Origin of the sequence: Aeromonas media, assembly GCF_000819985.1 — a bacterium.
Classification (GTDB): Bacteria; Pseudomonadota; Gammaproteobacteria; order Enterobacterales; family Aeromonadaceae; genus Aeromonas; species Aeromonas media.
In genome coordinates, this window is record NZ_CDBZ01000017.1 from 543 (window position 1) to 25,590 (window position 25,048).

The window sequence follows — 25,048 nt, forward strand, 5'->3', positions numbered from 1 at the left end:
TCGGTCCAGGAGAAGGGAGGATAGGCGCCCTCCACACCGAAGCGCACGGTTTTCCACTCCTTGGCCATGACGGGGGTGGTGAGCAGGCAGGCAGCAAACAGGGCTGACAGGGTCAGTTTGGTATTCATCATGAGTACTCCATTACATAGAAAGCGCACAGGCGCGGTCAAGGCATCGCAAGCCTGGGCAGGCGATGGCCAACAAACGGCAAAACGCGGATGAGCGAGATCACGCCCCCATGGGTATCAATGATCGACAGGTATCAATGATCGACAGATATCAGTGATCGACGGGTATCAATGATTGGTGGGCGTCAATAAGCTGCTCCGGGGCCTCGATCTATTCGTCGAACCACTCGGAGAGGTAGAAAGGCTTGAAGTAGAAGGCCAGAAAGAAGCCTCTGGCTTTGCGCATCATGATGGTTTGTCGCGTCCTGTGACAAAGATAAAAGCCACCTTAGCACGCCCCAAATTTGCCCTGCAAGAGGGGCTTGCAGGGCCATCGCAAAATTCTGACCATGGCCAACAGAACCAGGATCCTCTAGGCTCTGAGCACCTTGTCATCGACCTGAAAACGACCTCAATTCCATGAATTACCTGGCGCACCTTCACCTGGCGGCCCACACCCGAAGCTCCCTCACCGGCAACCTGCTGGGAGACTTCGTCAAGGGGCCGCTGCCCACGGGTCTCGAGCCCCCCTTCGATGAGGGGATCTGGCTGCACCGCAAGATAGATGCCTTCACTGATGCCCACCCCGAGCACAGGGCGGCGGTCGCCAGCTTCGAGGCCCCCTGGCGCCGCTTTGGCGGCATCCTGGTGGACATGCTCTACGATCACTGGCTGAGTCGCCACTGGCAGCAATTCAGCCCGCAACCCCTGCCCCGCTTCCTGCAACAGAGCTATGGTCAACTGCTGGCGGATCATCACCGTCTGCCGGAGGGCCTGCCGGTGCCCCTCAGGCGGATGGCCGAGCAGGACTGGATCGCCTCATACCGGCACCGGGAGGGGCTGAGTCAGGCCCTCAACGGCATCGGCCGCCGCCTGCGTCGCCCCCTGTTGCTGGGAGAGGCACTCCATACCCTGGATGAGGGCCGCTGGCACGAGTATGAACGGGGGTTTCTGCGCTTCTATCCCGCGTTGATCTGCTTCAGTGAGCGGCAGCTCGCCCACTACCGCGCCACCAGGGATCCTCACGGCCCCCTAGGTTAGATGCCCTGATCCTGTTTCAGACAAGGCTGGCGGGGCAAGGGAGGAAACGAAAGCTGGATCAGATTGGGTCTTTTATGGCACCCAAAAAGGGAGGAGACTGGCGATGCCGCTCAGCCCGGGCTCAGGCTGAACGGGCGCGGCTGGGCTAGACTCAGCCCCCTCAAGACCCAAGGAGACCTCTTCATGTCATTGCGATTATTCTGTAGCGCCCTGTGCGGCGCCCTCCTGGCCGGTGGTGCCGTTCACGCCACCGAGCCGGTTCATGCAGCCATCTTGTTTGAAAACGTGCGTATCTTCGATGGCAAGGGGAGTGCCCTCAGCGCCCCCTCCTCCGTCCTGGTGGAAAGCAACCTGATCACCAGGATCAGCCAGGGCGGCATCAAGGTGGAGGGTGAAGTGCAACGCATCGACGGCCAGGGCAAGACCCTGATGCCGGGCCTCATCGACGCCCATACCCACCTGATGTTCGCCACCCTGCCGCAGATTGCCGTGCTGACCAACGACGTCACCTTCACCACGGTCGCGGCAACCAGGGCGGCCAACGACATGCTGATGCGCGGCTTCACCAGTGCCCGTGATCTCGGCGGCCCCGTGTTCGGCCTCAAGAAGGGGATCGACATGGGGTTGATCAATGGACCGCGTATCTGGCCGGCCGGCGCCATGATCTCCCAGTCCGGTGGCCACGGCGACTTCCGCCTGCCCAACGAACTGCCGGCACTGGCGGGACAATACTCCTTCGGCGAGCGGGCCAACGCGGCCATGGTCGCCGACAGTCCGGATGCCGTGCGCCAGCGCACCCGCGAGCAACTGGCCCTCGGCGCCTCCCAGATCAAGGTGATGGCCGGTGGCGGTGTGGCCTCCAACTATGATCCCATCGATGTGACCCAGTACACGGTGCCGGAGATCCGTGCCGCGGTGGAGGCCGCCGACAACTGGGGCACCTATGTGACCGTACACGCCTATACCCCGAAAGCGGTGCGCCAGGCCATCGAGGCAGGCGTCAAGTGCATCGACCACGGTCAGATGCTCGACGAGGACACTGCCAGACTGATGGCCGAGAAGGGGGTCTGGTGGAGCCTGCAACCCTTCACCGACGATCGCAAGTCCCCCTTCCCGGAGGGCTCGGCCAACCGTCTGAAACAGCTTGAGATGTACAAGGGCACCGACCACGCCTATGCCATGGCCAAGAAGTACGGCATCAAGACCGCGTTCGGTACCGACGCCCTGTTCAGCGCCCAGGCCGCCGCCAGTCAGGGTACCATGCTGGCCAAGATGGGCACCTGGTATACCCCTGCCGAGGTGCTGAGGATGGCCACCCATGACAACGCCGAGCTGCTGGCCCTCTCCGGCCCGCGCAGCCCCTACCCGGGCAGGCTGGGCGTGGTGGAGGCCGGGGCGCTGGCCGATCTGCTGCTGATCGACGGTGACCCACTCAAGGATCTCTCCCTGGTGGCCGATCCGGCCAAGCACTTCAAGGTGATCATGAAGGACGGCAAGATCTACAAGAACACGCTCTGACCTCCCTGGATGACAAAAAGGCCCCGAAAGGGGCCTTTTTGATGGGGGCTGCACGACTGCCAGCGGCAGAGCGGCTCAGCGATCTTCCTTCTTCTTGCGAATGCTCAGGCCCAGCTCACGACCGCGCAGGCGGGCGTAATAGATGGTGCCGACGAAGGCCAGAGTGGTGAACACCAGCTCCACCACCGCCAGCCACCGTTCCCCTTCATCCGTGGTGATCAGGGTGAGGGCGTGGAGGAAGTAGGGCATCAGCACGAAGTTGCCCCAGGCATGGGTGTAAGGGTTGCCCTGCACTATCCCCTTGAGGGGGAAGAGCAGCGGCACCGTCCAGATCACCGGCAGCAGCCAGGGACTGAGATCCGGATGGGGTGACAGCCACAGATGCCAGAGGATGACCCAGCCCAGCAGACCGAAGAAGCCGACCAGGGTCAGCAGACGGGCGAAGCGGGTGCTCACTGGAGGATCTCCAGCACCTGCTCGGGCGGACGGCCGATGCGGGCCTGACCATTCTTGATGACGATGGGGCGTTCGATAAGCTTCGGATGCTGGTGCATGGCGCGAATGAGGGCATCGCCGCTCATCTCGGCCAGCCCCAGCTCCTTGTAGAGATCTTCCTTGGTACGCATCAGCTGGCGCGGATCGGTGAAGCCGAGCTGGCTCAACAGAGTGCGGATATCGTCTTCGCTCGGCGCCTGTTCCAGATAGAGCACCACCTCCGGGGCTATTCCGTGCTGTTCCAGCAAGGCCAGGGTTTCACGGCTCTTGGAGCAGCGCGGGTTGTGATAGATTTGGGTCTCGCTCATGGTAACTCCCTGATATTGCAAGATGGGACAACAAATGGCGCTATTGTAGGGGAAACGGATGGGCAGGGTAAGCGGGAAGGATATGGAAATGAAACGAATCTGTTGGCTGATTGTGGCGACCCTGCTGGGGGCCTGCAGCCCGGCGCCCGACTTCACCGACGAGACGGGCAAGAGCATCAGCCTGAGCGCCCTGGCGGGCAAGCCGCTGCTGGTCAACTACTTCGCCCCCTGGTGCGCCCCCTGTCTGCGGGAGATGCCCCTGCTCGCGGCGCTGCACCGGGAGGGGCGGATTGGAGTGATCGCCATCAACTATGATCCCGCCTCCCCCGGTGAGCTGGCCGAGCTGGCCCGGCGCCATCAGATAGCCGTCCCCCTGATGGTGCCCCTCGATGAAGCCAGCCTCCCCTTCCCCAGACCCGGCGCGCTGCCCACCAGCTACCTGCTCGATGGCGAGGGCCGGTTGCAGGAGACACTGGTGGGAGAGATAGATGAACACAGGCTCGCCGACCTCAGAGCCTGGGCTGCAGCACAGCCCTGATGGCCCCATGACGAAACGGGGTGCCCCATCGCTGGTGCACCCCGTTTCGTCACAGGAGCGGTGAGCCGGACTAGCCCTTCAGGCTGTCCAGATCCTTCTTCGCCCGCTCCAGCTGGGTGATGCGCGCCTCGATGCGGGCCAGGGTCAGCTTGTCGCTGGTGGTGCCGCGGGCCACGATCAGCTCGTCGATGGCCGCCTGGTAGTCGCCGCGCAGGGAGAGGGTCTCCGCCCGTGCCATGTGCAGATCCGTCATCCGTCCCGCCTTGCGATAGGCGTCCGACAGCAGGTTCCAGGCCAGGCTGTTCTCGTCGTGCTCCCGGGCATAGGGGTCCAGGATGGCGATGGACTTCTGGTAATTACCCCCTTCCAGATAGGCGTTGCCGAGGTTGACCACTACCACCTCGTTGTCCGGCATCCGGGTGCGGAAGCGCTCCAGCCGGGCAATGGCCTGGGCGCTGCGCCCCTTGGCGAGATCGATGTCGGTCAGGGCATCCACCACGAACAGATCTTCCGGATGGCGGGCGGCCAGCCCCTGCATCAGGGTATCGGCCTCGTCGGTGCGCTTGAGCTGCAACAGGGCCAGCGCCTTGCCATAGGTGGCGGCGTCCTTGAGAGGGTAGTCCCCCTTCTGCAGGCGGCTGTCGAAATAGGTGAGCAGCGCCTGGGGGCTCTCGGTGCCATAACGCACCTGGATGCGCACCTTGGCCAGCCAGAAGTCGAGACTGGGGGGCAAGGCTCGGCGGCCATAGCTGCCCGCCCGGGCGCGGGCTTCGCTGATCCGGGTCTCGGGCAGGGGGTGAGTGAGCAGCATCTCGGGCGGCTTGCTGGCGTAGCGATACTCCGCCGCCAGCTTCTGGAAGAAGTTGGCCATGCCCATGGGATCGAAACCGGCGTCATACAGCGTCTTCATGCCGATGCGATCCGCCTCGTATTCGTTGTCACGGGTATAGTTGATGGCCGACTGCATGGAGAGCCCGAGGGTCGTCTGCAGCGCGGCGATACCGGCGGTGGGGTTGATCACCGCGAGCGCGATGGAGCCTACCAAGCCAGCCAGGGTCATGGCCGAGCTGCTCGCCTGCGCCTCCATGTAACGGGCGATGTGGCGCTGGGTCACGTGGGTGATTTCGTGCGCCAGCACCGAGGCCAGCTCGCTCTCGCTGTCGGCGTAGAGGAAGAGGCCGGTGTGCACCTTGACCCGCCCGCCGAGGAAGGCGGCCGCGTTGATGCTGGGATCGTTGATGAGGAAGAAGGTAAAGGGGAAACGTACCCCGTCGGCATTGGTGAGCAATCGCTGACCCAGATCGTCGATGTATTCGTTCAGCACGGGATCATCGATGATGGGCAAGCCCGCCCGGGCGAACCGCATGAAGGCGTTGCCATAGCGCACTTCCTGCTCGATGGGCAGGGCCGCGACCCCGGCGGTGCCGATGTCGGGCAACTGGTTGTTCGCCTGGGCATGGAAGGTGGCACCCATCAGGGAGACCAGCAGGGGAAGTGATGCCATCAAGGGGGAAAAGCGGGCCACTGTGTTTCTATCTCCATCAGAAAGTGCTCGGGGGCAGAATACCCTTGCCCATCAAGGCCTACAAGCGTTGTTTCGCCCTCCCATCGCGGCCATAATGACGGCCATCACGCACCATGGAGCCTCCCCCGATATGGAACCGCACTGGGAACAGCTCGACCTGACCCCCTGGCGCTGCCCGGAGCCGCTGATCCGGCTCAAGCTCTGGTTGCGCGGCGCCCGGGCCGGTCAATCCCTGCTGATCCTGCTCAAGGATCCCGGCTCCCGCCAAGACATTCCGGCCTGGTTGCTGCGGCAGGGCCATCAGGTGCAGCGCCTGCAGGAGTCAGACGCAGCTCTCACCCTGCGGCTCGTCGTCCAAAACCGGCCATCATGATGGTGCCAATGCCCATGATATGGACCAACACCGGATCGACCCTTTCCATCGCCATGACCCGATAAACCAAGGAAGCCTCGATGTTAGATGTATTGAAGCGCTGGTATCAGACCCGTTTTTCCGACCCCGATGCCGTCACCCTGTTCCTGCTGCTGGTGTTCTGCTTCGCGGTGCTCTGGCTGTTTGGCGATCTGCTGGCGCCGCTGCTGGTGGCCGTGGTGATGGCCTACCTGCTGGAGTGGCCGGTCAGCCGGCTGCAACGCACCGGGCTCTCCCGTACCTTCGCCACCAGCCTGGTGCTGCTGCTGTTCATCACGGTGACCACCCTGATGGTGCTGGGCCTCATTCCCACACTGGTGAGCCAGGGGGTCAACCTCGCCAAGGAGGCGCCGTCCATGCTGGCCCATGCCCAGGACGCTGTGCGCACCCTGCCGGAAAAGTACCCGGAGATCATCGACGTCAGCCTGGTCGAGACCATCATCGACAACATCCGCCAGCGTATCCTGGCAGGCGGCGAGCAGTTGGTGAGCGCTTCGCTCAGCTCCCTCATCAACGTGGTGGCCATCCTCATCTACGCCATCCTGGTGCCCCTGATGGTGTTCTTCATGCTCAAGGACAAGCAGGTGTTGATGGGCGGCCTGCGCCGCTTCCTGCCCCGCAACCGCACCCTGGTCAACCGGGTCTGGGTGGAGATGAACGACCAGATCATCAACTACATCCGCGGCAAGGTGATCGAGATCCTCATCGTCGGGGTGGCGACCTATGTGCCCTTCGCCCTGATGGGGCTGCGCTACTCGGTGCTGCTGGCGGTGGCGGTCGGTTTCTCCGTGCTCATCCCCTACATTGGGGCCGTGGCGGTGACCGTGCCCGTCGCCATGGTGGCCCTGTTCCAGTGGGGACTGACCCCGGACTTCGCCTGGCTGATGGTGGCCTATCTGGTCATTCAGGCCCTCGACGGCAACCTGCTGGTACCCCTGCTCTTCTCCGAGGCGGTCAATCTGCACCCGGTGGCCATCATCATCGCCGTGCTGGTGTTCGGCGGGCTCTGGGGCTTCTGGGGCGTCTTCTTCGCGATTCCCCTGGCAACCCTGGTGAAAGCGGTGCTCAACGCCTGGCCCAAACGGGACGATCTTCCCCGCCCCGCCCCCTGATGACGGGAGAAGCCGCCACCTCTTTTCTGTTATTGCCGCGATCTCGTCGACCACAGACTCCGTTCCCGCCTGAATCCAGGCGGGACACCATGACGCTATCGACTTGAATTTCAAATAAAAACAGGCTTCACTGACAAGGTCATCGGCAGTATGCTCTGCCAGCCCCGACTCTGAAGGATCAGTCCATGCCCCCTGTTCGCCCCCTGCACCGCGCCGCCCTTGGCGCGCTCCTGACCCTGCTGTTCGCCACCCCGGCCCGGGCCGAGGTCGATCTCGGCTCCCTCGATATCTTCGTGCAGGACAGCCCCACCAGCCCGGTGCCCAAGGGGCTGGTGCTGGGCGGTGCCGTCATCGGTGGCGATGCCCGCTATCAGGGGCAGGACGACACGGCCCTGGCGGTGCCGGGTGCCGTCTACTTCGGCGATCAGTTCATGTTCCTCGGAGACAGGGCCCGCTACTACTTCCACAAGGATGACAACTTCGCCGCCTACGGTTACGGCAGGGTGCGCTTTGGCAATCTCGACCCGGACGATGCCCCCGAACTCACGGGCATGGAGCAGCGCAAGTGGCAGCTGGAAGGGGGCGTCGGCGCCAGCCTCATCACCCCCTACGCCCTGCTCAGCACCCGCCTCAGCACGGACGTGACCGGGCGCAGCAACGGCCAGGAGCTGCTATTGTGGGCCGACTTCCCCATATTGCGGGACAAGCTGCTCATCATGCCCGGCATGGGGATGATGATCCGCAGCGACAAGATGGCGAACTACTACTTTGGCGGCGTCTCGGGGGGCGAGGCCACGGGGCTGCGCCCGGCGTGGGACACGGGCACCACCCTCTCCCCCATGGTGGCCATCATCACCAGCTACCGTTTCAGCCCCCACTGGATCGGCATGTTTGCCGCCAACTACGAACGCTACGACGACGACATCGCCAACAGCCCCATCGTCCAGCACGATGGGGAACTCTACGCCGGCTTCGGCGTGGGCTATATCTGGTAACCCCATCCGGCAGGACTGAATAACAGAAAAGGAGCCCATGGCTCCTTTTCTTGTGCTATCGGGCAATGCATCACCCTTGCAACCCGGCCAGGAACTCGGCCAGCGTCCGGTTGACGAACTCGGGGTTCTCCAGGGTCGAGATGTGGCCCGCACCCGGTATCTCCCTGAAGGGGCAGTTCAGCACCTCGGCCATCAGATAGCCCTCCAGCACCGGGCGCGCCTTGTCCTCGCAGCCTGTCATCACCAGGCTCGGCATCGCCATCTCTTCGAGCCACTCGATGCGATCCTCCCGAGTCACGAAACTGCGCCCCACCGCCACCAGACTCGCCACCTGGTCCGCTGGCCACTGGGCGAGCCGCACCTTGAAGCCGCTCATCAGGGCGGGATCCGGCTCATGGGCGAAGAAGAGCGGCGCCACCTGCTCGATGACGGGGGCAGGCAAGGTTCCCAGCTGCTCTATCATCGCCAGCATGCCGAGGTAGCGCTCACAGGGGATCTGGGGCTCCCAGCCAACGAAGGTATCCATCAGCACCAGTCCCTTGAGCCGCGCCGGGGCCATGCGCGCGAGCTCCACGCCCCACATGCCGCCGATGGAGAGTCCCACCAGCACGCACTGTTCGATGTCGAGGGCATCGAGCAGTGCCAGGTGATCCCGGGCCAGGGTTGCCAGGGTGCAACCACCGTCAGGGAGCACGTCGGAATCACCGTGGCCCCACAGCTCGGGCACGATGCAGCGATAGCTGCCCTTGAGCGCCTCGACTTGCGGCGCCCACATGGCACTGTCCCACAGATAGCTGTGGCCAAAGAGCAGCACAGGGCCCTGCCCCTCGTCCAGATAGGCCATGCGGCGACCCGCTATCTCCATAAAATGCTTCATGTTATCTCCTGTTGCCAGCGGCTGATGAGGCGGCAGTATCAATCGCCATACATTGCCTCATGTTTTTTCGATTGCCAGCGGCTGATGAGGCGGCAGTATCAATCGCCATACATTGCCTCATGTTTTCTTCTGTCTTGCTGCCAGCGATGGGGCGGCAGTGTAACACGTCGGCCTTGGCAGTGGCGCCTCCCTGGGGCAAGCTGGGGCAACCCACAGAAAGGACTCGAACAGGAGAAGACCATGCAGAAGGAAAAGAGCAAGAAACGCCCGCGCCTGGACAAGAAAACCTATGAGCACAGCCTCGCCCGCCTGCACGAGGAACTGGTCAAGCTGCAGGAATGGGTCAAGCAGGAGGGACTCAAGGTGGTGGTGCTGTTCGAGGGGCGCGACGCCGCCGGTAAGGGGGGTGTCATCAAGGCGATCACCGAGCCGCTCAATCCTCGGGTCTGCCGGGTCACCGCCCTGCCAGCCCCCTCGGACAGGGAACGCACCCAGTGGTACTTCCAGCGCTATGCCGCCCACCTGCCGTCGGCGGGCGAGATGGTACTGTTCGATCGCTCCTGGTACAACCGGGCGGGAGTGGAGCGGGTGATGGGGTTTTGCACCGACGCCGAATACCGCGAGTTTCTGCGTGCCTGCCCCGAGTTCGAGCGGATGCTGACTCGTTCCGGTATCACCCTCATCAAGTACTGGTTCTCGGTCAGCGACGAAGAGCAGGAGAAGCGCTTCAAGGAGCGCATCAACACCCCCATCAAGCGCTGGAAGTTCAGCCCCATGGACCTGCAATCCCGCTCCCGCTGGGTGGAGTATTCGCGCGCCAAGGATGACATGTTCACCTACACGGATACCGAGGACTGCCCCTGGTTCGTGGTCGATGCCGACGACAAGCGCCGCGCCCGCCTCAACTGCATCGCCCACCTGCTCGGCAAGGTGCCCTACGAGGCGATCCATTACGAGCCCATCACCCTGCCCCCCATCAAGACCGAGGGCTATGAGCGCCCGCCCCTGACCAGCCAGACCTTCGTGCCCGACATCACCGCCGATCTCGAAGCCTGAACCTTGCGCCCTGCCGGCTCGATTACCGAAACGACAGGCAATAAAAAGCCGGTCTTTCGACCGGCAAAAAGGCATTGAATACTAAAGAAAACCAACGCAAAAAAATCATCAAGTACGGATATATCTGGCGGTACGGGGGAACGCCTGCTCCTTGGCATCGAACAGGTAGCAAGCCTCCGCCGGAATGCCGACGCTGTACTCCTGACCCGTGGCCACGTCCACGTCCGAGCTGGCCTTGACGGTGAAATCGTGACCATCCACGTCCATGTAGACGAAGGACTCGGCACCCAGGTGCTCGGCTACCTGCACCACGCCGCTCACCTTGCTGTCGGCATGGGCATGATCGAGCGGTACCAGGTGCTCGGGACGAATGCCCAGCTCCACCTTGTCACCGACCGCGCCGCTGCGGGCATCGACCCGGGCACGCACGGTGTCGCCGGAGGTCAGCTTGATCACGCACTCCTGCTCGCCTATCTCCAGCAGCTCGCCCGCCAGGAAGTTCATCTTGGGGGAGCCGATGAAGCCCGCCACGAACTTGTTGTCCGGGTTGTGGTAGAGCTCAAGCGGGGTGCCGAACTGCTCCAGGTTGGTGGTCGCCTCACCCTTGAGCGGGCTCAGCACCACGATGCGGTTGGCCAGGGTCATGGCCTCCACCTGATCGTGGGTCACGTAGATGATGGTGGAGTTGAGCTCCTTGTGCAGCTTGGCGATCTCGATGCGCATCTTGACCCGCAGGGCGGCATCCAGGTTGGACAGGGGTTCATCGAACAGGAACACCTGCGGCTGCTGTACGATGGAACGGCCGATGGCCACCCGCTGGCGCTGACCGCCGGAGAGGGCCTTGGGCTTTCTGTCCAGCAGGGGCTCGAGCCCCAGGATCTCGGCGGCACGCATTACCCGCTTGTGGATGTTCTCCTTGTCCATCTTCTTGAGCTTCAGACCGAAGGCCATGTTCTCGTAGATGTTCATGTGCGGGTAGAGGGCGTAGGACTGGAACACCATGCCCACGTTGCGCTCCACCGGCGGCACGTCGTTCATGTAACGACCGCCGATGGTCAGCTCACCGCTGGTGATGTCTTCCAGCCCTGCGATCATCCGCAGCAGAGTGGATTTGCCGCAACCGGACGGGCCGACGAAGACGATGAACTCCCCTTCCTTGATGGCGAGGTTGATGTTGCGCAGCGTGTCCTTGTGGACCGCCGGATCGTAGTTTTTGCGAACGTTGTTGAGTACTACTTCAGCCATGACGAGCTCCGCTCTTGAATCTTTGCAAATCGTGACGGCCGGGGGAGCCTGCTCCCCCGGCCATTAACCTTAACCTTTCACACCGCCCGCGGTGAGGCCACCCACCAGCCAGCGCTGCGCCATGAGGAAGACGACAGTGATGGGCAGACCGGACAACACGGCGGCTGCGGCGAAGTCACCCCACAGATAGTTCTGCGGATAGAGGTATTGCTGGGCACCGACCGCCAGGGTCAGGTTGTTCACATCCTGCAGCAGGATGGAGGCCACGGGCACCTCGGTGATGGAACCGATGAAGGCCAGAATGAACACCACCGCCAGGATGGGCACCGACAGGGGCAGCAGGATCAACCTGAATGCCTGCCAGGGAGTCGCACCATCGATGGCCGCCGCTTCCTCGAGGGAGGAGTCGATGGTCTCGAAGTAGCCCTTGATGGTCCACACGTGCAACGCGATGCCGCCCATGTAGGCCAGGATCAGGCCGCCGTGGGTGTTCAGACCCAGCCAGGGGATGTAGTCACCAATCTTGTTGAAGAGCGCATAGATGGCCACCAGTGCCAGCACCGCCGGGAACATCTGGAAGATCAGCATCCCCTGCAAGATGGTCTGCTTGCCACGGAACCGCAGGCGGGCAAACGCATAGGCACAGGTGGTGGAGAGCACCACTATCATCAGGGCGGTGATGCCCGCGATCTTGATGGAGTTCCACAGCCAGGTCAGCACCGGGAACGGTGGCGGCGTGATGCTGCCATCGGCGTTGGTGATGGACATGCCGAGCGCCAGCTTCCAGTGATCCAGAGTCGGATTGGAGGGGATGATCTCCCCCACCGAGAAGTTGCCGTTACGGAACGAGATGGCGATAACCATGATCACCGGGAAGATGATCAGTGCGAGGAAGCCCCACATGACCAGGTGGGTTGCCCACACCCGGTATTTCACTGATTTGGGTTGTACGATAGCCATTGAGAAGCCTCCTTACAGCTTGTCCGCTTTGGACAATTTCAGGTTGAGCAGTGCAAGCGCGCCGACGATCAGGAAGATGGCGGTGGCGATGGCACTGGCCAGACCGTAGTCCTGACCACCCGAGCCCTGGAACGCGATCCGGTAGGTGTAGTTCACCAGCAGATCCGTGGTCCCGGCCGGGGTACTGGCCCCTATGATGTCCGGCGCGCCGTTCGTCAACAACTGGATAAGCACGAAGTTGTTGAAGTTGAAGGCAAAGGATGCAATCAACAGGGGCGTCAGCGGCTTCATCAGCAGCGGCACAGTGATCTTGAAGAAGTTCTGTACCGGACCCGCACCGTCCATGGCGGATGCCTCATAGAGATCTTCCGGGATGGCCTTGAGCAGCCCCATGCAGAGGATCATCATGTAGGGATAGCCGAGCCAGGTGTTGACGATGAGGATCATCACCTTGGCCAGGAAGGGGGTGGTGTACCAGTCCGGCTTGATGCCGAACGCCGCTTCCAGGAACAGGTTGATCTCGCCAAAGTTCTGGTTGAACAAGCCCTTGAACACCAGGATGGAGATGAACGCCGGTATCGCATAGGGCAGGATCAGCATGACCCGGTAGAAACCGCGTCCCCTGAGTTGCTCCCACTGCACCAGACACGCCATCACCATGCCGATGGCCAGGGTGAAGGCCACGGAGCAGGCGGAGAAGATCACGGTCCAGACGAAGATCTGCATGAAGGGACCCTGGATACCCGGGTCTGTCATGATGCGTACGAAGTTCTTCCAGCCCACGCTCACCACGAAGCCCGGGGCTATGCCCTTGCCAACGAAATGACCTTCCGCATCGATGTACTGATAGAAGCCGGTATCGCCGTTGGGCAGCATCAGCTCGCCACTCTGGTTGTCACGCAGCAGGTTGCCGTCCTTGATAACGACACCGGACTTGAGCACGGCTCCGTCCACCAGCTGGGTGTAGAGGGGCTTTTGCGCCGCGAACTTGCGCAGGCTGCTCAGGGTCAGGTGAATATTGCCTTCGGGCAGCACCAGATCCAGAGCACTCAGGTGAGTACGATGATCGACGATGGCACGGATGGGTGCCGCCTGGTCGATCGCTTCCCCGTTCAGGGGTTGCAACTGAACAACCTGCGGCTCGTCATGAACCCGGCCCTCACGGACGGCCAGTTCACGTGACTTGTTGTTCAGCAAGGTAAGGGGTTGACTGATAAAGGATTGGTCGTCCTGTTGCAGCAGCAGCTGAAACTGATTGTTCTCACCACCCAGAAGGGTGAAATCGAATTCACCGCCGGTCACCTTATAGATTTTTTTCAGATGGAAATCCCGTGCCTGCTCGAGGGAGAGCAAGTTGGACCCCGAATAGTTGGTGAAGGCGATGCCGATCGTGTAGGCAAGAGGGAAGATGATAAAAACAACCATGCCTGCCACACCGGGGAAAATATAGCGGTGGGCATAGGTCTTCTTGTTCATGAAGACATAGAGACCGACGGAAACGACCACCAGATCGAGCAGGGCAAACACCCACTCGCCGCTGGCATACATCATCACGGCCGCATAACCATTAAGCACTGCGATCAGTGCCGCCATGGTCCACTTCAGCCAGACGTACTTGTCTTTCTTCGGACCGGCATAGGATTCAATAGAAGGTACTACTTCCATGCCAATTAACCTTTATTGCGCCAAAAGAGATTGGAGAGAGTGGGAGGCCGTTGCGGCCTCCCCGGTAGTGCGTGCTTACTGGACGATGCGCTTGGCAGCGGTATCCAGGGCTTCGTCAACGCTCTGACGGCCAGAGGTGACGTTCTTGAGGGCAGTTTCGAAGGAAGACCAGAAACGGCTCATCTCAGGCACGGACGGCATCGGCTCGCCATTCTGGGCGTTCTGCATGGTGGCCTTGATGTTGGGGTCGGTTTCCAGAGTCTTCTGGAAGGACTTCAGCGCCACGGCACCCAGCGGCTTGTCGGCGTTCACCGGTGCCAGACCGGCATCGGTCAGCAGGTAGTTCTCGAGGAACTCGATGGCCAGATCCTTGTTCGGGCTGGCGGCGTTGATGGTGGCACCCAGTACGCCGACGAAGGCCTTGGCCGGATTACCCTTCAGGGTCGGCAGCGGCGCTACGCCGTACTTGATGCCGCTCTTGTCCAGGTTGCTCCAGGCCCAGGGGCCGTTGATCATCATGGCCACTTCGCCCTTGTTGAACTTGGCATCCATGACACCGTAGTCGATGCCCTTCTCCAGGTGACCGGACTTGATCATCTCGGAGATGTAGCCGACGCCCGCCTTGGCACCCGCGTTGGCAACGCCGGTGTCTTTCACGTCATAACCGGTGGCGGTCTTCTTGAAGGCATAGCCACCGTTGGCAGCCACCAGGGGGTAGCTGAAGTAGGGGGTGTCATAGGCCCACATGATGGCGCGCTTGCCATTTTTCTTCATCTCTTCGTCGATCTTGGCGATCTCTTCGAAGGTCTTCGGCGGATTGGGCAACAGATCCTTGTTGTAAATCAGGCTGACGGCTTCCACCGCGACCGGGTAGCCATAGGTCTTGCCATCGACAGCCATGGCGTCCCAGGCGAACTGCTCGAACTTGGCCTTGGTGGCGGCGTTCGGCGTCACGGGCACCAGCAGACCGGCCTTGACCCACTCACCGTAACGGTCGTGAGCCCAGAAGAAGATGTCCGGGCCGTTGCCAGTGGCGGCGGCTTGCTGGAACTTCACTTCTACCTGATCCGGGTGAGCGACGGTCACCTTGATGCCGGTCTCGGCTTCGAACTTCTTGCCTACTTCGGCCAGGCCGTTGTAGCCCTTGTCACCGTTGATCCAGATGGTCAGCTGACCTTCGTCAATCGCAGCAGTGGCTGAACAAGCCACACCCAGGGTAGCCAGACCGATCAGGGATGACAGCAATTTCTTTTTCATGAGCCTTTCCTTGTATTAGTTCCGCGCTGTAAGAGCATTGTGTGCGAGATGAATATTATCCCAAGCCTGCAACGCCTCACATGACACGCCTCGCATTTTTGAAATGCAATTACGTATTTTCTTCCAGAAAGTTATGAAAACATTTTCTTATTTCAGCGACTTATCGGGATTTATCGCCATATTTTTGGCCTTGCACAGAAAACCAATTACCAAAAAGAAATAAATTTACACCAATGAAAGGGGTTTCACCTCAATGAAAACCCTTTCATCTCCATTATTTTGTTTAATGTGTTAACAAAAGTACCAAGCCGGATTCCAAGTTCATCTCCCCCTTAAATAAAAAGGCATCGGAGCGGACTCCGATGCCTTTTTGCCAGAAATGGCGAGTAGATCACATTATGACTGGCGCAGCAGCTGATCCTTGAGGTTGGGCGGCACACCACGGATGGTCAGCGTGTCGGTCTGGGGATCGTAAAACACTCGACTGTTCAACAGCTTCTGCTCGAAGCTCAAGGTCAGGCCGCCACCGGAACCGACGAACTTGGTCAGGCCACGCAGGGTGGATCTGTCCGCCGGGAAGCGTTCCTCCAGCTCGTATTCCTGACCGATGAAGCTGTAAAAATCGAGGTCGCCACCTCCCGCATCTTTTGCGGAGAGCTCCGCCGACAGCTCCTTGATCTCGATCTCTTCACCGGCGCTGGCCTGTTCGGTGCAATATTTGAAGACCTGTTTCTTGTAATCATTGCGCTCGGCGGGTTCGAGCTGACGGCTGTCGCAGTAATCGTCCACCGCCTGCAGCAAGCCTTTATTTTGTACCTTGGCATCCATGCCCTCACGGGCACCCAGCAAGTCCATGAAAAAGTCCCCCAGCTTGCGGCCGACCCGCCCCTTGCTGAAGGTGATATAACGGCGAGAGTCCGGCTGGGTTTTCCACTCAGTCAGATCGATGCGGGCCACCAGGTTGAGTTTGCCGATATCCAGATAATGAATGTGGCGCAGGTCCAGCGCCTCACTGACGGTGACGCTCTCCTTGCCCTCCAGCAGGGCGATCATCAGGTAATCGACCCCGACATAGTTGTATTTGGCAATCAGCAACACGCCCTGCTCGTCCAAGGCGTGCTCCACCAGCTGCTTGACCAGCATCTGGGTCAGGGTAATAGAAAAGGGGACGAATTCGGTCTGCTCGCCAAGCAGCTGTTCGAGGGCGATGCGAAAGGCCGGTGACGGCTGTCTGGGAGCCTCTTCACCTTCTGCCAGCTCGGCGACGTCGGCTTCCGGGTCGGCAAAGAAGCCGAAGCCCTTGCCACCCTTGCCGTTGTAGATGCGATGCAGTTCTGCCATCAGCCCTTGCACCGCCTCGTCGGCAGGCAGAGTCTGACTGCGGGTATCGGCGTGCGGCTGACCGTCATTGCCGGCGCGCAGGGAGTGAAGAATGATCTTGTCGATATCGAGACTCATGTCACAAAGCCATAGTGTTAGCCGAAAGGGTGAAGTATTATAAGGCGCTTTGAACCGAGATGAACCCAAGATTATGCCCATCGTATCAAAGTACAATAACGAGCAGTTTGACGCCCTGATGAACGACCTGATCACCGCCCTGGAGAAACACAAGGCGCCGGTGGATCTCAGTCTCATGGTGCTTGGCAACCTGACCACCAACATCATCAACGGTATGGCCCCGGCCCAGCGTCAGGCGATCACCGAGAAGTACATCCAGGCGCTCACCGCCTCGGTGGATCATCGCCACGATGCTCACTGAGTTTCTTCGCATTCTTTGATGTTTTTCAAGCAGATGGATCATTATGGTCGAAACCGGCAACCCCTATCGTGATAACGTTTCTCGCCTGATCACCTGGGGGCATTGGTTCTCCTTCTTCAACATCATTCTGGCCATGCTGATCGCGACCCGCTATCTGGGTTCCATCAGCTGGCCATCGACCACGCTCGGGGTCACCTATCTCATCATCAGCTGGATAGGTCACTTCTCGTTCCTGAGCTTCGTCACCTATCTGCTGACCGTCTTCCCCTTGAGCTTCGTGCTGCCCAGGGAGAAGCCGCTGCGCTTCATCTCGGCCATCATCGCCACCCTGGCGCAGGTGCTGCTGCTCATCGATACCCAGGTGTTCCAGCTGTTCAAGTTCCACTTGAATGGCCAGGTGTGGCAACTGCTGCTGGATCAGGCCCAGACCGAAGAGGGCTCTATCTGGAGCATCATCTTCGTCGCCGTGCCCACCATCTTCCTGCTGCAACTATTGCTGTCGGCCTATGTGTGGCGCAAGATCAACAAGCGCAAACGCCGCCAGTACGGCAATCAGGTGGGGCTGGCCCTGCTGGTCTGCTTCATGCTGACTCACCTGGTCAACAGCTGGGCCGATGCAACCCTGTATCAGCCCATCACCATGCAGCGCGCCAACTTCCCGCTCTCCTACCCCATGACAGCCAGAAGCTTCCTGGCCAAGCATGGCTGGCTCGATCTCGAGCAGTATGAGAAGAAGGCCGAGAACCAGGGTAGCGCCGAGCATCGCCTGCTCTACCCCCTGCGCCCCCTCAGCGTGAGTGCCCCGGCCGAGCACAAGAACCTGCTGGTGGTGGTGGTCGACTCCCTGCGGGCCGACATGCTCAACAACATCAACATGCCCAATCTGCAGCGCTATGCGGATCAACACCTCAACTTTGCCAACCACATGAGTGGCGGCAACGATGACGCCATGGGGATGTTCAGCCTCTTCTACGGGCTGCCGGGCCACTACTATGGCGATATCCGTGCCGACAAGCGCCCGCCGGTGCTGTTCGACGAGATGCTGCGCCAGGACTACCAGTTTGGCTTGTTCGGTGCGCTGGAAGATGCCCAGCAATATCAGCAGAGCCTGCTCGCCGGCCTGCGCAAGCAGGTGTTTGTCTCCCGCCAGACCGACGATACACGCCTCATTGGCGACTGGCAGCAGTGGCTTGGCACACGCACCACGGACAGACCCTGGTTCTCTCTGGTCTATCTCTCGAGCCCGGGGGATTATCAGGTGCCCGCCAGCCTCAAGGGCCCCTTCCAGCCCGAGCTGACCCGGTTCAACCCGGCCACCGCCTATAGACCCGAGAACCTGCAAAAGCTGGAGAATCGCTACAAGAACTCGGTGTTCTACACCGACCAACTGCTGGAGCAGATGCTCTCCCAGCTGCAGCAGCAGGGGCTCGGCGAGCAGACCATAGTCGTCATCACCTCCAATCACGGCCAGGAGTTCAACGAAACCCAGAGCAACAGCTGGGGCTATGGCAGCAACTACTCCCCCTATCAGGTGCAGGTTCCCCTGGTACTCGCCTGGCCTGGGATCGATAGCCAGCCACAGGAGCAGGCAAGCAGCCACTTGGATCTGGTGCCGACCCTGATGAAGGGCATGCTGGGGGTACGCAACCCCCCTCGGGACTACAGCACGGGGCGCAGCCTGTTCGACACCAGCCCGCGCAACTGGCTGCTGGCCGGCGATCAGAATGACTTTGCCATCTATCAGGACAACACCATCACCCAGTTCAACAAGCAGGGTGACTTCGAACTGCTGGATCGCGCCACCTATCGCCCCATCAAGCACGGCACCCCGGACATGGGGGCCATGATCCAGGTGATGAACGAGCTCAACCGCTTCTATCGCACCCCATAGGTGCTCGCACGCCTCCAGCCAGCCCGCCTTCTCGGCGGGCTTTTTATTGTCTCAAGATCCAGGCGGGACACTCCACTTCCCCTCCCCCGGTCAGCGCCCTTCACAAACGTATGCCCTGCAACTACTGATTCATCTCTCAAAAAACTCAGTCCGATCAAGATTATAAAACCAAAATGATAATGATTATCAATTATTGAAGCGAAGGGATTCATCTGCAATAATCCGCGCCCTTCAGTCTTAAATAAAAATCATTATCAACAATGAAAACACTGCTTCACTACTGGCCCATGCTGCTGTCCGGTACAGCCCTGGCCGCCAGCGATCCCGCCGGGACAGATCCCGAACCCAGGGCCCACGAGACCATAGTGGTCAAGGGACAACGCATCGAGCAGAAGCTGTCCGATGTATCAGGCTCCATCACCGTCATCACACAAGACGATCTGGATCGCCAGGTCGCCACCGAGCTCACCGACGTGTTCAAGAACGAACCCGGGGTCTCGGTGACCGGCTCCGCCGGTCGGCCGCAGAACATCATCATCCGCGGCATGGGCGGCAACCGGGTGCTCATCATCAAGGATGGGGTGCGGGTCAGCGACGGCTTCGGCGCCGACGACCTCAACGACAAGGTGGGCCGTTTCAGCTTCGATCTCGATGACGTCAAGCAGATAGAGGTCGCCAAGGGTGCCGGCTCCTCCCTCCATGGCTCCGACGCCATCGGCGGCACCATAGTCATCTCCACCAAGCAGCCGGAGGACTACCTGCAGGGGCAGGATGCCTATCTCGGCAGCAAGGTGCTGCAGGACGGCAGCAGCAACAAGCAGAAGCTGAGCGCCACCGGCGCCGCCCGGGTACTGGATAGCGAGCACCTGCTGCGGGTTTCCGGCTGGCAGGGGCACGAGACCGCCAACTATGACGAGAGCCGCATCCCGGCGGATCTGGACGGCCTCAGCGCCTCCACCAGCTCCCGCTTCCCGTTAAACGATCACCACCTGCTGCGCCTGGAGCTCGACTACTTCGAGGACAACGCGGAGCGGGATCAGGGGCCGCGCGAAGTGCCCCAGCCCGACGGCAAGTGGCAGGTGCGTCAATACCACGAGCAGGGCAGCCAGCGCACCCAGGGGGGCAAGCTTGGCTGGGAGGCGAGCGATCTCGGCAGTCTGCTGGCGGATCAGTTCACCTGGAGCCTCTATGGCAACCACTCCAAGAACAGCGCCAACAAGCGCAGCCTGCTGCAAAACGACCTGCTGAGCGGCTATCCCCGCTACCGCAGCGAGCGGGAGCTCTCCACCTTCACCGAAGAGAGGGTCGGCAGCGAGCTGGACGTGCGCCGGGATCTCGTCACCGGCGACATCGCCCACAAGCTGAGCTACGGCGTCGAGCTGGAGCGTACCCGCCACGAGCGGCCGGTGGAGAAGCTGAGCCTGGAGGCGGGAGTGCCCCAGCCCAGCCAGTCCGAGCCCTTCAGCAGTGCCCGCACCGACCGGGCCGGCGTCTGGCTCGGCGATGTGGCGACCCTGGGCCGGTGGCAGTTCACCCCCACCCTGCGCATGGATCACCAGTGGCTGCGCCCGCAAGATGGCAACCAGGGCGAGAACCACAGCTGGCATCTCTCCCCGAGTCTTGCCACCAGCTACCGCGTCAACGAGCAGTGGCGCAGCTGGCTCAGCTATGCCAACGGCTTTCGGGCCCCCTCCTACGACAAGGTCTACGGCAACATTCCCCACTACTTCGCCCTGCCGCCATTCCAGATCATCGCCAACACGGATCTGAAGGAGGAGACCAGCCACAGCTTTGAGTGGGGGCTCAGCGGCGAGGGGGACAACTGGAGCATCAAGCCGGCCCTCTTCTACAACCGCTACAACAACTTCATCGACTGGCGCGAGGTGGGGCTGCGCCTGAGTGACGGCGTCATCCTGCGCCAGTACCGCAACGTGGCCAAGGCCGAGACCTGGGGCGCGGAAATCGCCGCCAGCTACTGGCTGACCCAGGAGTGGGAGCTGGCCACCAAGCTCGGCTGGGTCGACGGGGAAGACAGCCAGGGCGAGGCGCTGCGCACTCTGACCCCGCTGGAGGGCAACACTCGCCTGAGCTACCAGACCCATGATTGGAGCCTGGGGGTGCAGGCGGACTACGCCGCGGCCATGGACAGAGTGCCCACCTGCGGCAACAGCCTGACCAAGAGCCAGGATGCCTGCCTCACCAGCGCGGGCTGGTTCAGTCTCGCCATGACGGCGGACTGGCTGATCACCGATGCCCTCAAGGTCAACCTCAAGCTCGATAACCTGTTCGACACCCGTTACACCCGCTATCAGGACGTGGCCGGGCTGGAAGCCGGTACCGACGCCTCCCTCTTCACCCAGAGCGGGCGCACCTTGAGTGCCAGCCTGCGCTACACCTTCGTGGGGATCTGATGCACAGCCTGTTTGTACTGGCCAGCCTGCTGGCCACCCCGGCCCCTGCCGCCCCGCTTCCTGGGGCAACCCAGGAGGCAGCGCCCCTTATCTCCGAGCGTCCACAACTGATGAAGGGGGAGATAGCCCGCCTCGATCCCTATGGCGGCTGGCGTGACGACAGCCGCCGCTCCCCCGAGCTGCTGGCGCTGCTGCGCGAGCAGAATCGCTGGACCGACGAGCAACTCGCCGCCCAACAACCCCTCGAAACAACGCTGCAAGGCGAGTGGCAGGCCAGGGAGCGGGGCGAGCCCCTGCCAGAGGAGTGGCTGACTCAGGCGGGCAGTCAGTGGCGCATGGAGTCGGACGGCAGCCTGTGGCAGCGCAGCGACGCCCGCTCTACCTCCCGCCAGCGGCTGGCCCCCCGTCAGCCCGCCGAGGGTTACTACGAGATCGCCGCCTGGGCCCTGCACCCGGATGGCCGCCTGCTTGCCCTGGCCGAAGACAGCCGTGGGGACAGGGACTACCGCATCACAGTGCTGGATCTGGAGAGTGGCGAGACGGTTGCGACCCTGCCCCACCGGGCCAGCGATCTGCTCTGGAGCCTGGATGGCAAGACCCTCTACACCATCGCCAACGAGCGCCATACCCTTCGTCCCTGGCAGCTGTGGGCCTGGCAGGCCGGCAAGGAGGCGCTGGTGCACCAGGAGGCCGATCCCGCCTGGCTGCTCAGCCTCTATCGCACCACGGACAACCGCCACCTGGTGCTGCAGAGCAACAACCACGACGGCTCGGAGCAATACCTGCTGGATGAGGGCGGCCCGAGCCTGCTCAGGGCCCGTGAACATGGGCTCGAATACTATCTGGATACCCAGGGGGACAGGGTGCTTGTCAAGAGCAACCGGGACGGGGCCATGGGACTTTATCAGGCGCCCAGCCTGACGAGCCTGGCGGCTGGTTCCTGGCAGCCCCTCTGGTCCGGCGAGGGCCGGGAGCTCGAGAAGTGGCGCCTGTTTGCCCGCCACACAGTGCTGCAATACCGCAAGGCAGGGGACGACTGGCTCGATGTGCTGGATGCAGAGGGCAAGCTGACCCACAGCCTCCCGCTCACCGACGGGGCGGGCACGGCCTGGATCCAGGGGGCCCATGATCCCGCCAGCCAGCAGATCCTGATCCGCCGCCAGGGCATGGCCGAGGCGCCGCACCAGCGCTGGCTGGATCTCGCCTCCGGTCAATGGCAAGCCGCTGACAAACCGGTCGCGAACCCCCTCTATCAGAGCGAACGGCGCTGGGTGGTGGGCAAGGATGGCGTCCGGGTGCCGGTCTCCCTGGTATGGCGCAAAGAGATCACTGCGCCCAAGGCGCTGCTGCTCTACGGCTATGGCGCCTATGGCACCCCCATGCGTCCCTACTATCAGCCGCAGGTGCTGAGCCTGCTGGATCGCGGCTTCGTCTACGCCATCGCCCATGTGCGCGGCGGGGGCCTGCTGGGGGAGGCGTGGTACAAGGAGGGTCGCGGCCGGCAGAAGCAACACAGCGTGGACGATTTCCTGGCGGTGGCAGAGAGCCTGGCCCGGGATCCCGCCATCGATCCCGACCGGCTGTTCGCCATGGGGGGCAGCGCCGGCGGCCTGCTGGTGGCGGCGGCCCTCAATCAGGCACCGACCCGCTTCGCCGGGGCCGTGCTGCAGGTCCCCTTCGTCGACCTGCTCGGCACCATGCAGGATCCCGAGCTGCCCCTCACCCGCCAGGAGTACGGGGAGTGGGGCAATCCGGCCATCCCGGCCGACTATGCGGCCATGCGCCGCCTGAGCCCCTACGACAACCTTCACTCGGCCCCCTACCCGCCCCTCTATGTGACGACCGGGCTGCACGACAGCCAGGTACCCTACTGGGAGCCGCTCAAGTGGCTGGCCCGCCTGCGGGCCCACAGCACAGGTGCCGGTCCCTATCTGCTGCACACCGAACTCGACGGCGGCCATCTCGCCAGTGCGGGCACCGCGCAGCAGAAGGCTGCCCGTGAATATGCCTTCCTGCTCTCTCTGGCTGGGGTCCGTCACTGATGTCCGCATTCACCTTTTCTGTTTTGGAGTCACCCATGAAACCCTCCTCCCTGGCCCTCTGGCTGGCGGCAACCCTGCTCCCCCAGCCCCTGCTGGCGGCCGAGCTGCAGTTTGTCGATGAGCCCCCCCTGACCACCACGCCCCAGGCCTGGCTGGAGCAGCGCCTCGGCGTGACGCTTGCTCCCGACTACGACAGGGCCAGCCTGCTCGGCCATCACCATAGCTTCCGCATGCTGGTCAACGGCCTGCCGGTGGCCACCACCCAGGCCGCCGTCAGCATAGACGGCGCCGGCAGACCCTGGCGCCTCTATCACAATCTGCGCCCCTTGCAGAGCGCCGCGCCCGGCTGCGATGCCAGCACCAGCCTGGATCCCCTGCTGGACCAGCTGCGCGCCGACGGCAGCCGGATAGACCCGCTGGGACAGGTCGAAGCCTGGTACTGGCGCGACGGCGACACCCTGGTGCCGGCCCTGCGCCAGCGGGTGATCGAGCACAAGGAGGGCAATGCCAAGGCCACCCGGGTCCAGCGGTTTGCCAGTTGCGAGGGGGATCGCGAGCTCGGCCGCTGGGGCGATCAGGCGAGCACCCAGGCGCTGCGTACCCCGGATGCGGGGGATCAGCGCGTCCTGACGCGGGTGTTCGATCCCGATCCTCGCACCCAGTTGCAAGACGCCAGCCTGGTCTGGCACGAGGCCCTGGTGCTGGCGGATGGCGCCTATCAGGACAAGGTCTCCCTGCCGGTCAGCCTGCAGGGCTCGGACTATGTGCTGAGTGGCCCCCATGCCAGGGTGGTGGATGCCATCGAGCCCACCACAGCCACCTACCAGGCGGACAACCAGCAGGCCTTTCGCCTGACCCGGGACGACCCGGGCTTTGCCGACATCAACGCCTACTACCACCTGGATCTCGCCCAGCGCCACCTTAAGGCCCTCGGCTTCACCGACCTCATCCCCGGCGCCCTCGACGTCGACACGGATGCAGGCTACCAGGACAACTCCCTCTACGATCCGTTCGAGCGCAGGCTGGAGCTGGGCCGCAGCGGCGTCCCCGATGCCGAGGATCCCATGGTGATCTGGCACGAGTTCGGCCACGGGGTGCAGCACCACATAGTGCCGGATCTCGGGGAAGAGGGGGACTGGGGCGCCATCGGCGAGGGCTTCGGCGACTTCCTGGCCGCCAGCCATCGCCAGCGCAGCGAGGCGGGCCGCCAGTTCGAGCCCGCCATGGTGTTCAACTGGGATGCCCGCTTCACCGACCGCACCCCGCGCCAGCTGGACGATGCTCGGGCCCGCTACCACCCGGACTACAACTACCCGGCCCACCGCACCATCAACGGCAGCAACGGGGATCAGCTGTGGGGCACCCCGCTGTTCCAGGCCCTGCTGGCGTCTGTGGCCGAGCACGGGGAAGGGGCGCGGGACGAGTTCGATCGCCTCGTCATCGAGTCTCACTTCGACCTGGGGCCCGCCATCCGCATGCCGCAGCTGGCCCGCATTACCGTGGACACGGCGGCGCGCCTCTATCCGGCGCGCTCCTATGCCCGCCATCTGGAGCAGGCGTTTCGCCAGCACGGCCTGCTGCAGGCCCCCGTCAACGTCGCTCTGGCCGAGGGCAGCGCTCTTGCGCTGGGGCAGCGTCAGTCGGTGCAGCTGGACCTCAGCAACGCCGGCAGCACCCCGGTGACCCTCAACGCCCTGACCCTGTCCCTGCCCGCCGGCTTGCAGGCCGATCCCCTGGCCTGGTCAGCAACCACCCTGGCGGCCGGTGCCAGCCT

Annotated in this window: 21 protein-coding genes; 12 read left to right on the forward strand and 9 right to left on the reverse strand. The window is 62.4% G+C overall.

Annotated elements, in window-relative coordinates:
* Window positions 1–587: 587 nt before the first annotated feature.
* Together BN1127_RS01735 and BN1127_RS01740 are read left to right on the forward strand one after the other, a co-directional pair.
* Complete coding sequence (locus BN1127_RS01735; protein ID WP_042648262.1) at window positions 588–1,208, forward strand: acyl carrier protein phosphodiesterase; 621 nt, start codon at window positions 588–590, stop codon at window positions 1,206–1,208.
* A gap of 183 nt (window positions 1,209–1,391) precedes the next feature.
* Complete coding sequence (locus tag BN1127_RS01740; protein WP_042648263.1) at window positions 1,392–2,726, forward strand: metal-dependent hydrolase family protein; 1,335 nt, start codon at window positions 1,392–1,394, stop codon at window positions 2,724–2,726.
* 75 nt (window positions 2,727–2,801) lie between these two features.
* Here the strand turns inward: BN1127_RS01740 and BN1127_RS01745 are convergent, their stop codons facing one another.
* Both BN1127_RS01745 and arsC read right to left on the reverse strand, forming a co-directional pair.
* Entirely contained in the window at window positions 2,802–3,182 is a 381-nt protein-coding gene (locus BN1127_RS01745; RefSeq protein ID WP_005327633.1) for a DUF2069 domain-containing protein, read from the reverse strand.
* On the reverse strand, window positions 3,179–3,529 hold the full coding sequence (gene arsC, locus BN1127_RS01750) for an arsenate reductase (glutaredoxin) (RefSeq protein WP_042648264.1): 351 nt from the start codon (window positions 3,527–3,529) through the stop codon (window positions 3,179–3,181). The genes BN1127_RS01745 and arsC overlap by 4 nt, the downstream gene beginning before the upstream one ends.
* Window positions 3,530–3,587: 58 nt before the next feature.
* Here arsC and BN1127_RS01755 point away from each other — a divergent pair, with 58 nt between their 5' ends.
* A complete protein-coding gene (locus tag BN1127_RS01755) occupies window positions 3,588–4,067 on the forward strand; it encodes a TlpA disulfide reductase family protein (protein WP_042648265.1) in 480 nt (159 codons plus the stop codon).
* Window positions 4,068–4,137: 70 nt separating this feature from the next.
* On the opposite strand, the gene bepA is transcribed toward BN1127_RS01755, so the two are convergent.
* Entirely contained in the window at window positions 4,138–5,592 is a 1,455-nt protein-coding gene (gene bepA / locus BN1127_RS01760) for a beta-barrel assembly-enhancing protease (protein WP_365838908.1), read from the reverse strand.
* A 130-nt stretch (window positions 5,593–5,722) separates the two neighbouring features.
* Here bepA and BN1127_RS01765 point away from each other — a divergent pair, with 130 nt between their 5' ends.
* From BN1127_RS01765 to BN1127_RS01775, 3 genes are all read left to right on the forward strand, one after another.
* Window positions 5,723–5,965 carry a sulfurtransferase TusA family protein gene (locus BN1127_RS01765; RefSeq protein ID WP_042648267.1) on the forward strand — a complete coding sequence of 81 codons (243 nt, stop codon included), beginning with the start codon at window positions 5,723–5,725 and terminating at the stop codon, window positions 5,963–5,965.
* 80 nt (window positions 5,966–6,045) lie between these two features.
* Window positions 6,046–7,116 (forward strand): AI-2E family transporter, encoded by a 1,071-nt coding sequence (locus BN1127_RS01770; protein WP_042648268.1) that lies wholly within the window; start codon window positions 6,046–6,048, stop codon window positions 7,114–7,116.
* A gap of 185 nt (window positions 7,117–7,301) precedes the next feature.
* Window positions 7,302–8,111, forward strand: a complete 810-nt coding sequence (locus BN1127_RS01775; protein ID WP_042648269.1) for a MipA/OmpV family protein — start codon at window positions 7,302–7,304, stop codon at window positions 8,109–8,111.
* Window positions 8,112–8,181: 70 nt separating this feature from the next.
* Here the strand turns inward: BN1127_RS01775 and BN1127_RS01780 are convergent, their stop codons facing one another.
* Window positions 8,182–8,988 carry an alpha/beta fold hydrolase gene (locus tag BN1127_RS01780; protein WP_042648270.1) on the reverse strand — a complete coding sequence of 269 codons (807 nt, stop codon included), beginning with the start codon at window positions 8,986–8,988 and terminating at the stop codon, window positions 8,182–8,184.
* Window positions 8,989–9,228: 240 nt separating this feature from the next.
* On the opposite strand from BN1127_RS01780, the gene ppk2 reads away from it, so the two are divergent.
* Window positions 9,229–10,044, forward strand: a complete 816-nt coding sequence (gene ppk2 / locus BN1127_RS01785) for a polyphosphate kinase 2 (protein WP_042648271.1) — start codon at window positions 9,229–9,231, stop codon at window positions 10,042–10,044.
* Between the two features lie 108 nt (window positions 10,045–10,152).
* Here the strand turns inward: ppk2 and BN1127_RS01790 are convergent, their stop codons facing one another.
* The 5 genes from BN1127_RS01790 to yejK all read right to left on the reverse strand — a co-directional run bounded on the left by BN1127_RS01790 (window position 10,153) and on the right by yejK (window position 16,629).
* Window positions 10,153–11,289 (reverse strand): ABC transporter ATP-binding protein, encoded by a 1,137-nt coding sequence (locus BN1127_RS01790; protein WP_005328154.1) that lies wholly within the window; start codon window positions 11,287–11,289, stop codon window positions 10,153–10,155.
* 69 nt (window positions 11,290–11,358) lie between these two features.
* Window positions 11,359–12,249: a maltose ABC transporter permease MalG gene (gene malG, locus BN1127_RS01795; RefSeq protein ID WP_025326477.1), complete on the reverse strand. Its 891-nt coding sequence runs from the start codon at window positions 12,247–12,249 to the stop codon at window positions 11,359–11,361.
* A 12-nt stretch (window positions 12,250–12,261) separates the two neighbouring features.
* Window positions 12,262–13,914: a maltose ABC transporter permease MalF gene (malF, locus tag BN1127_RS01800; protein WP_042648272.1), complete on the reverse strand. Its 1,653-nt coding sequence runs from the start codon at window positions 13,912–13,914 to the stop codon at window positions 12,262–12,264.
* A gap of 75 nt (window positions 13,915–13,989) precedes the next feature.
* The gene (gene malE, locus BN1127_RS01805; protein WP_005328161.1) at window positions 13,990–15,171 is read right to left on the reverse strand and encodes a maltose/maltodextrin ABC transporter substrate-binding protein MalE; all 1,182 of its coding nucleotides are present in this window, start codon (window positions 15,169–15,171) and stop codon (window positions 13,990–13,992) included.
* A 396-nt stretch (window positions 15,172–15,567) separates the two neighbouring features.
* Window positions 15,568–16,629, reverse strand: coding sequence for a nucleoid-associated protein YejK (gene yejK, locus BN1127_RS01810; RefSeq protein ID WP_042648273.1), 1,062 nt, complete (start codon window positions 16,627–16,629; stop codon window positions 15,568–15,570).
* A 73-nt stretch (window positions 16,630–16,702) separates the two neighbouring features.
* Between yejK and BN1127_RS01815 the strand changes: the two genes are divergently transcribed.
* From BN1127_RS01815 to BN1127_RS01835, 5 genes are all read left to right on the forward strand, one after another.
* Complete coding sequence (locus BN1127_RS01815) at window positions 16,703–16,930, forward strand: YejL family protein (protein WP_011705556.1); 228 nt, start codon at window positions 16,703–16,705, stop codon at window positions 16,928–16,930.
* Between the two features lie 43 nt (window positions 16,931–16,973).
* The gene (locus BN1127_RS01820) at window positions 16,974–18,821 is read left to right on the forward strand and encodes a DUF3413 domain-containing protein (protein WP_042648274.1); all 1,848 of its coding nucleotides are present in this window, start codon (window positions 16,974–16,976) and stop codon (window positions 18,819–18,821) included.
* Between the two features lie 260 nt (window positions 18,822–19,081).
* A complete protein-coding gene (locus BN1127_RS01825) occupies window positions 19,082–21,232 on the forward strand; it encodes a TonB-dependent hemoglobin/transferrin/lactoferrin family receptor (protein WP_042648275.1) in 2,151 nt (716 codons plus the stop codon).
* Window positions 21,232–23,274, forward strand: coding sequence for a prolyl oligopeptidase family serine peptidase (locus tag BN1127_RS01830; RefSeq protein WP_042648276.1), 2,043 nt, complete (start codon window positions 21,232–21,234; stop codon window positions 23,272–23,274). Before BN1127_RS01825 ends, BN1127_RS01830 begins: the two co-directional genes overlap by 1 nt.
* A 35-nt stretch (window positions 23,275–23,309) precedes the next feature.
* Window positions 23,310–25,048 (forward strand): gluzincin family metallopeptidase (locus BN1127_RS01835; RefSeq protein WP_042648277.1); only part of this gene is annotated, 1,739 nt, incomplete at its 3' end.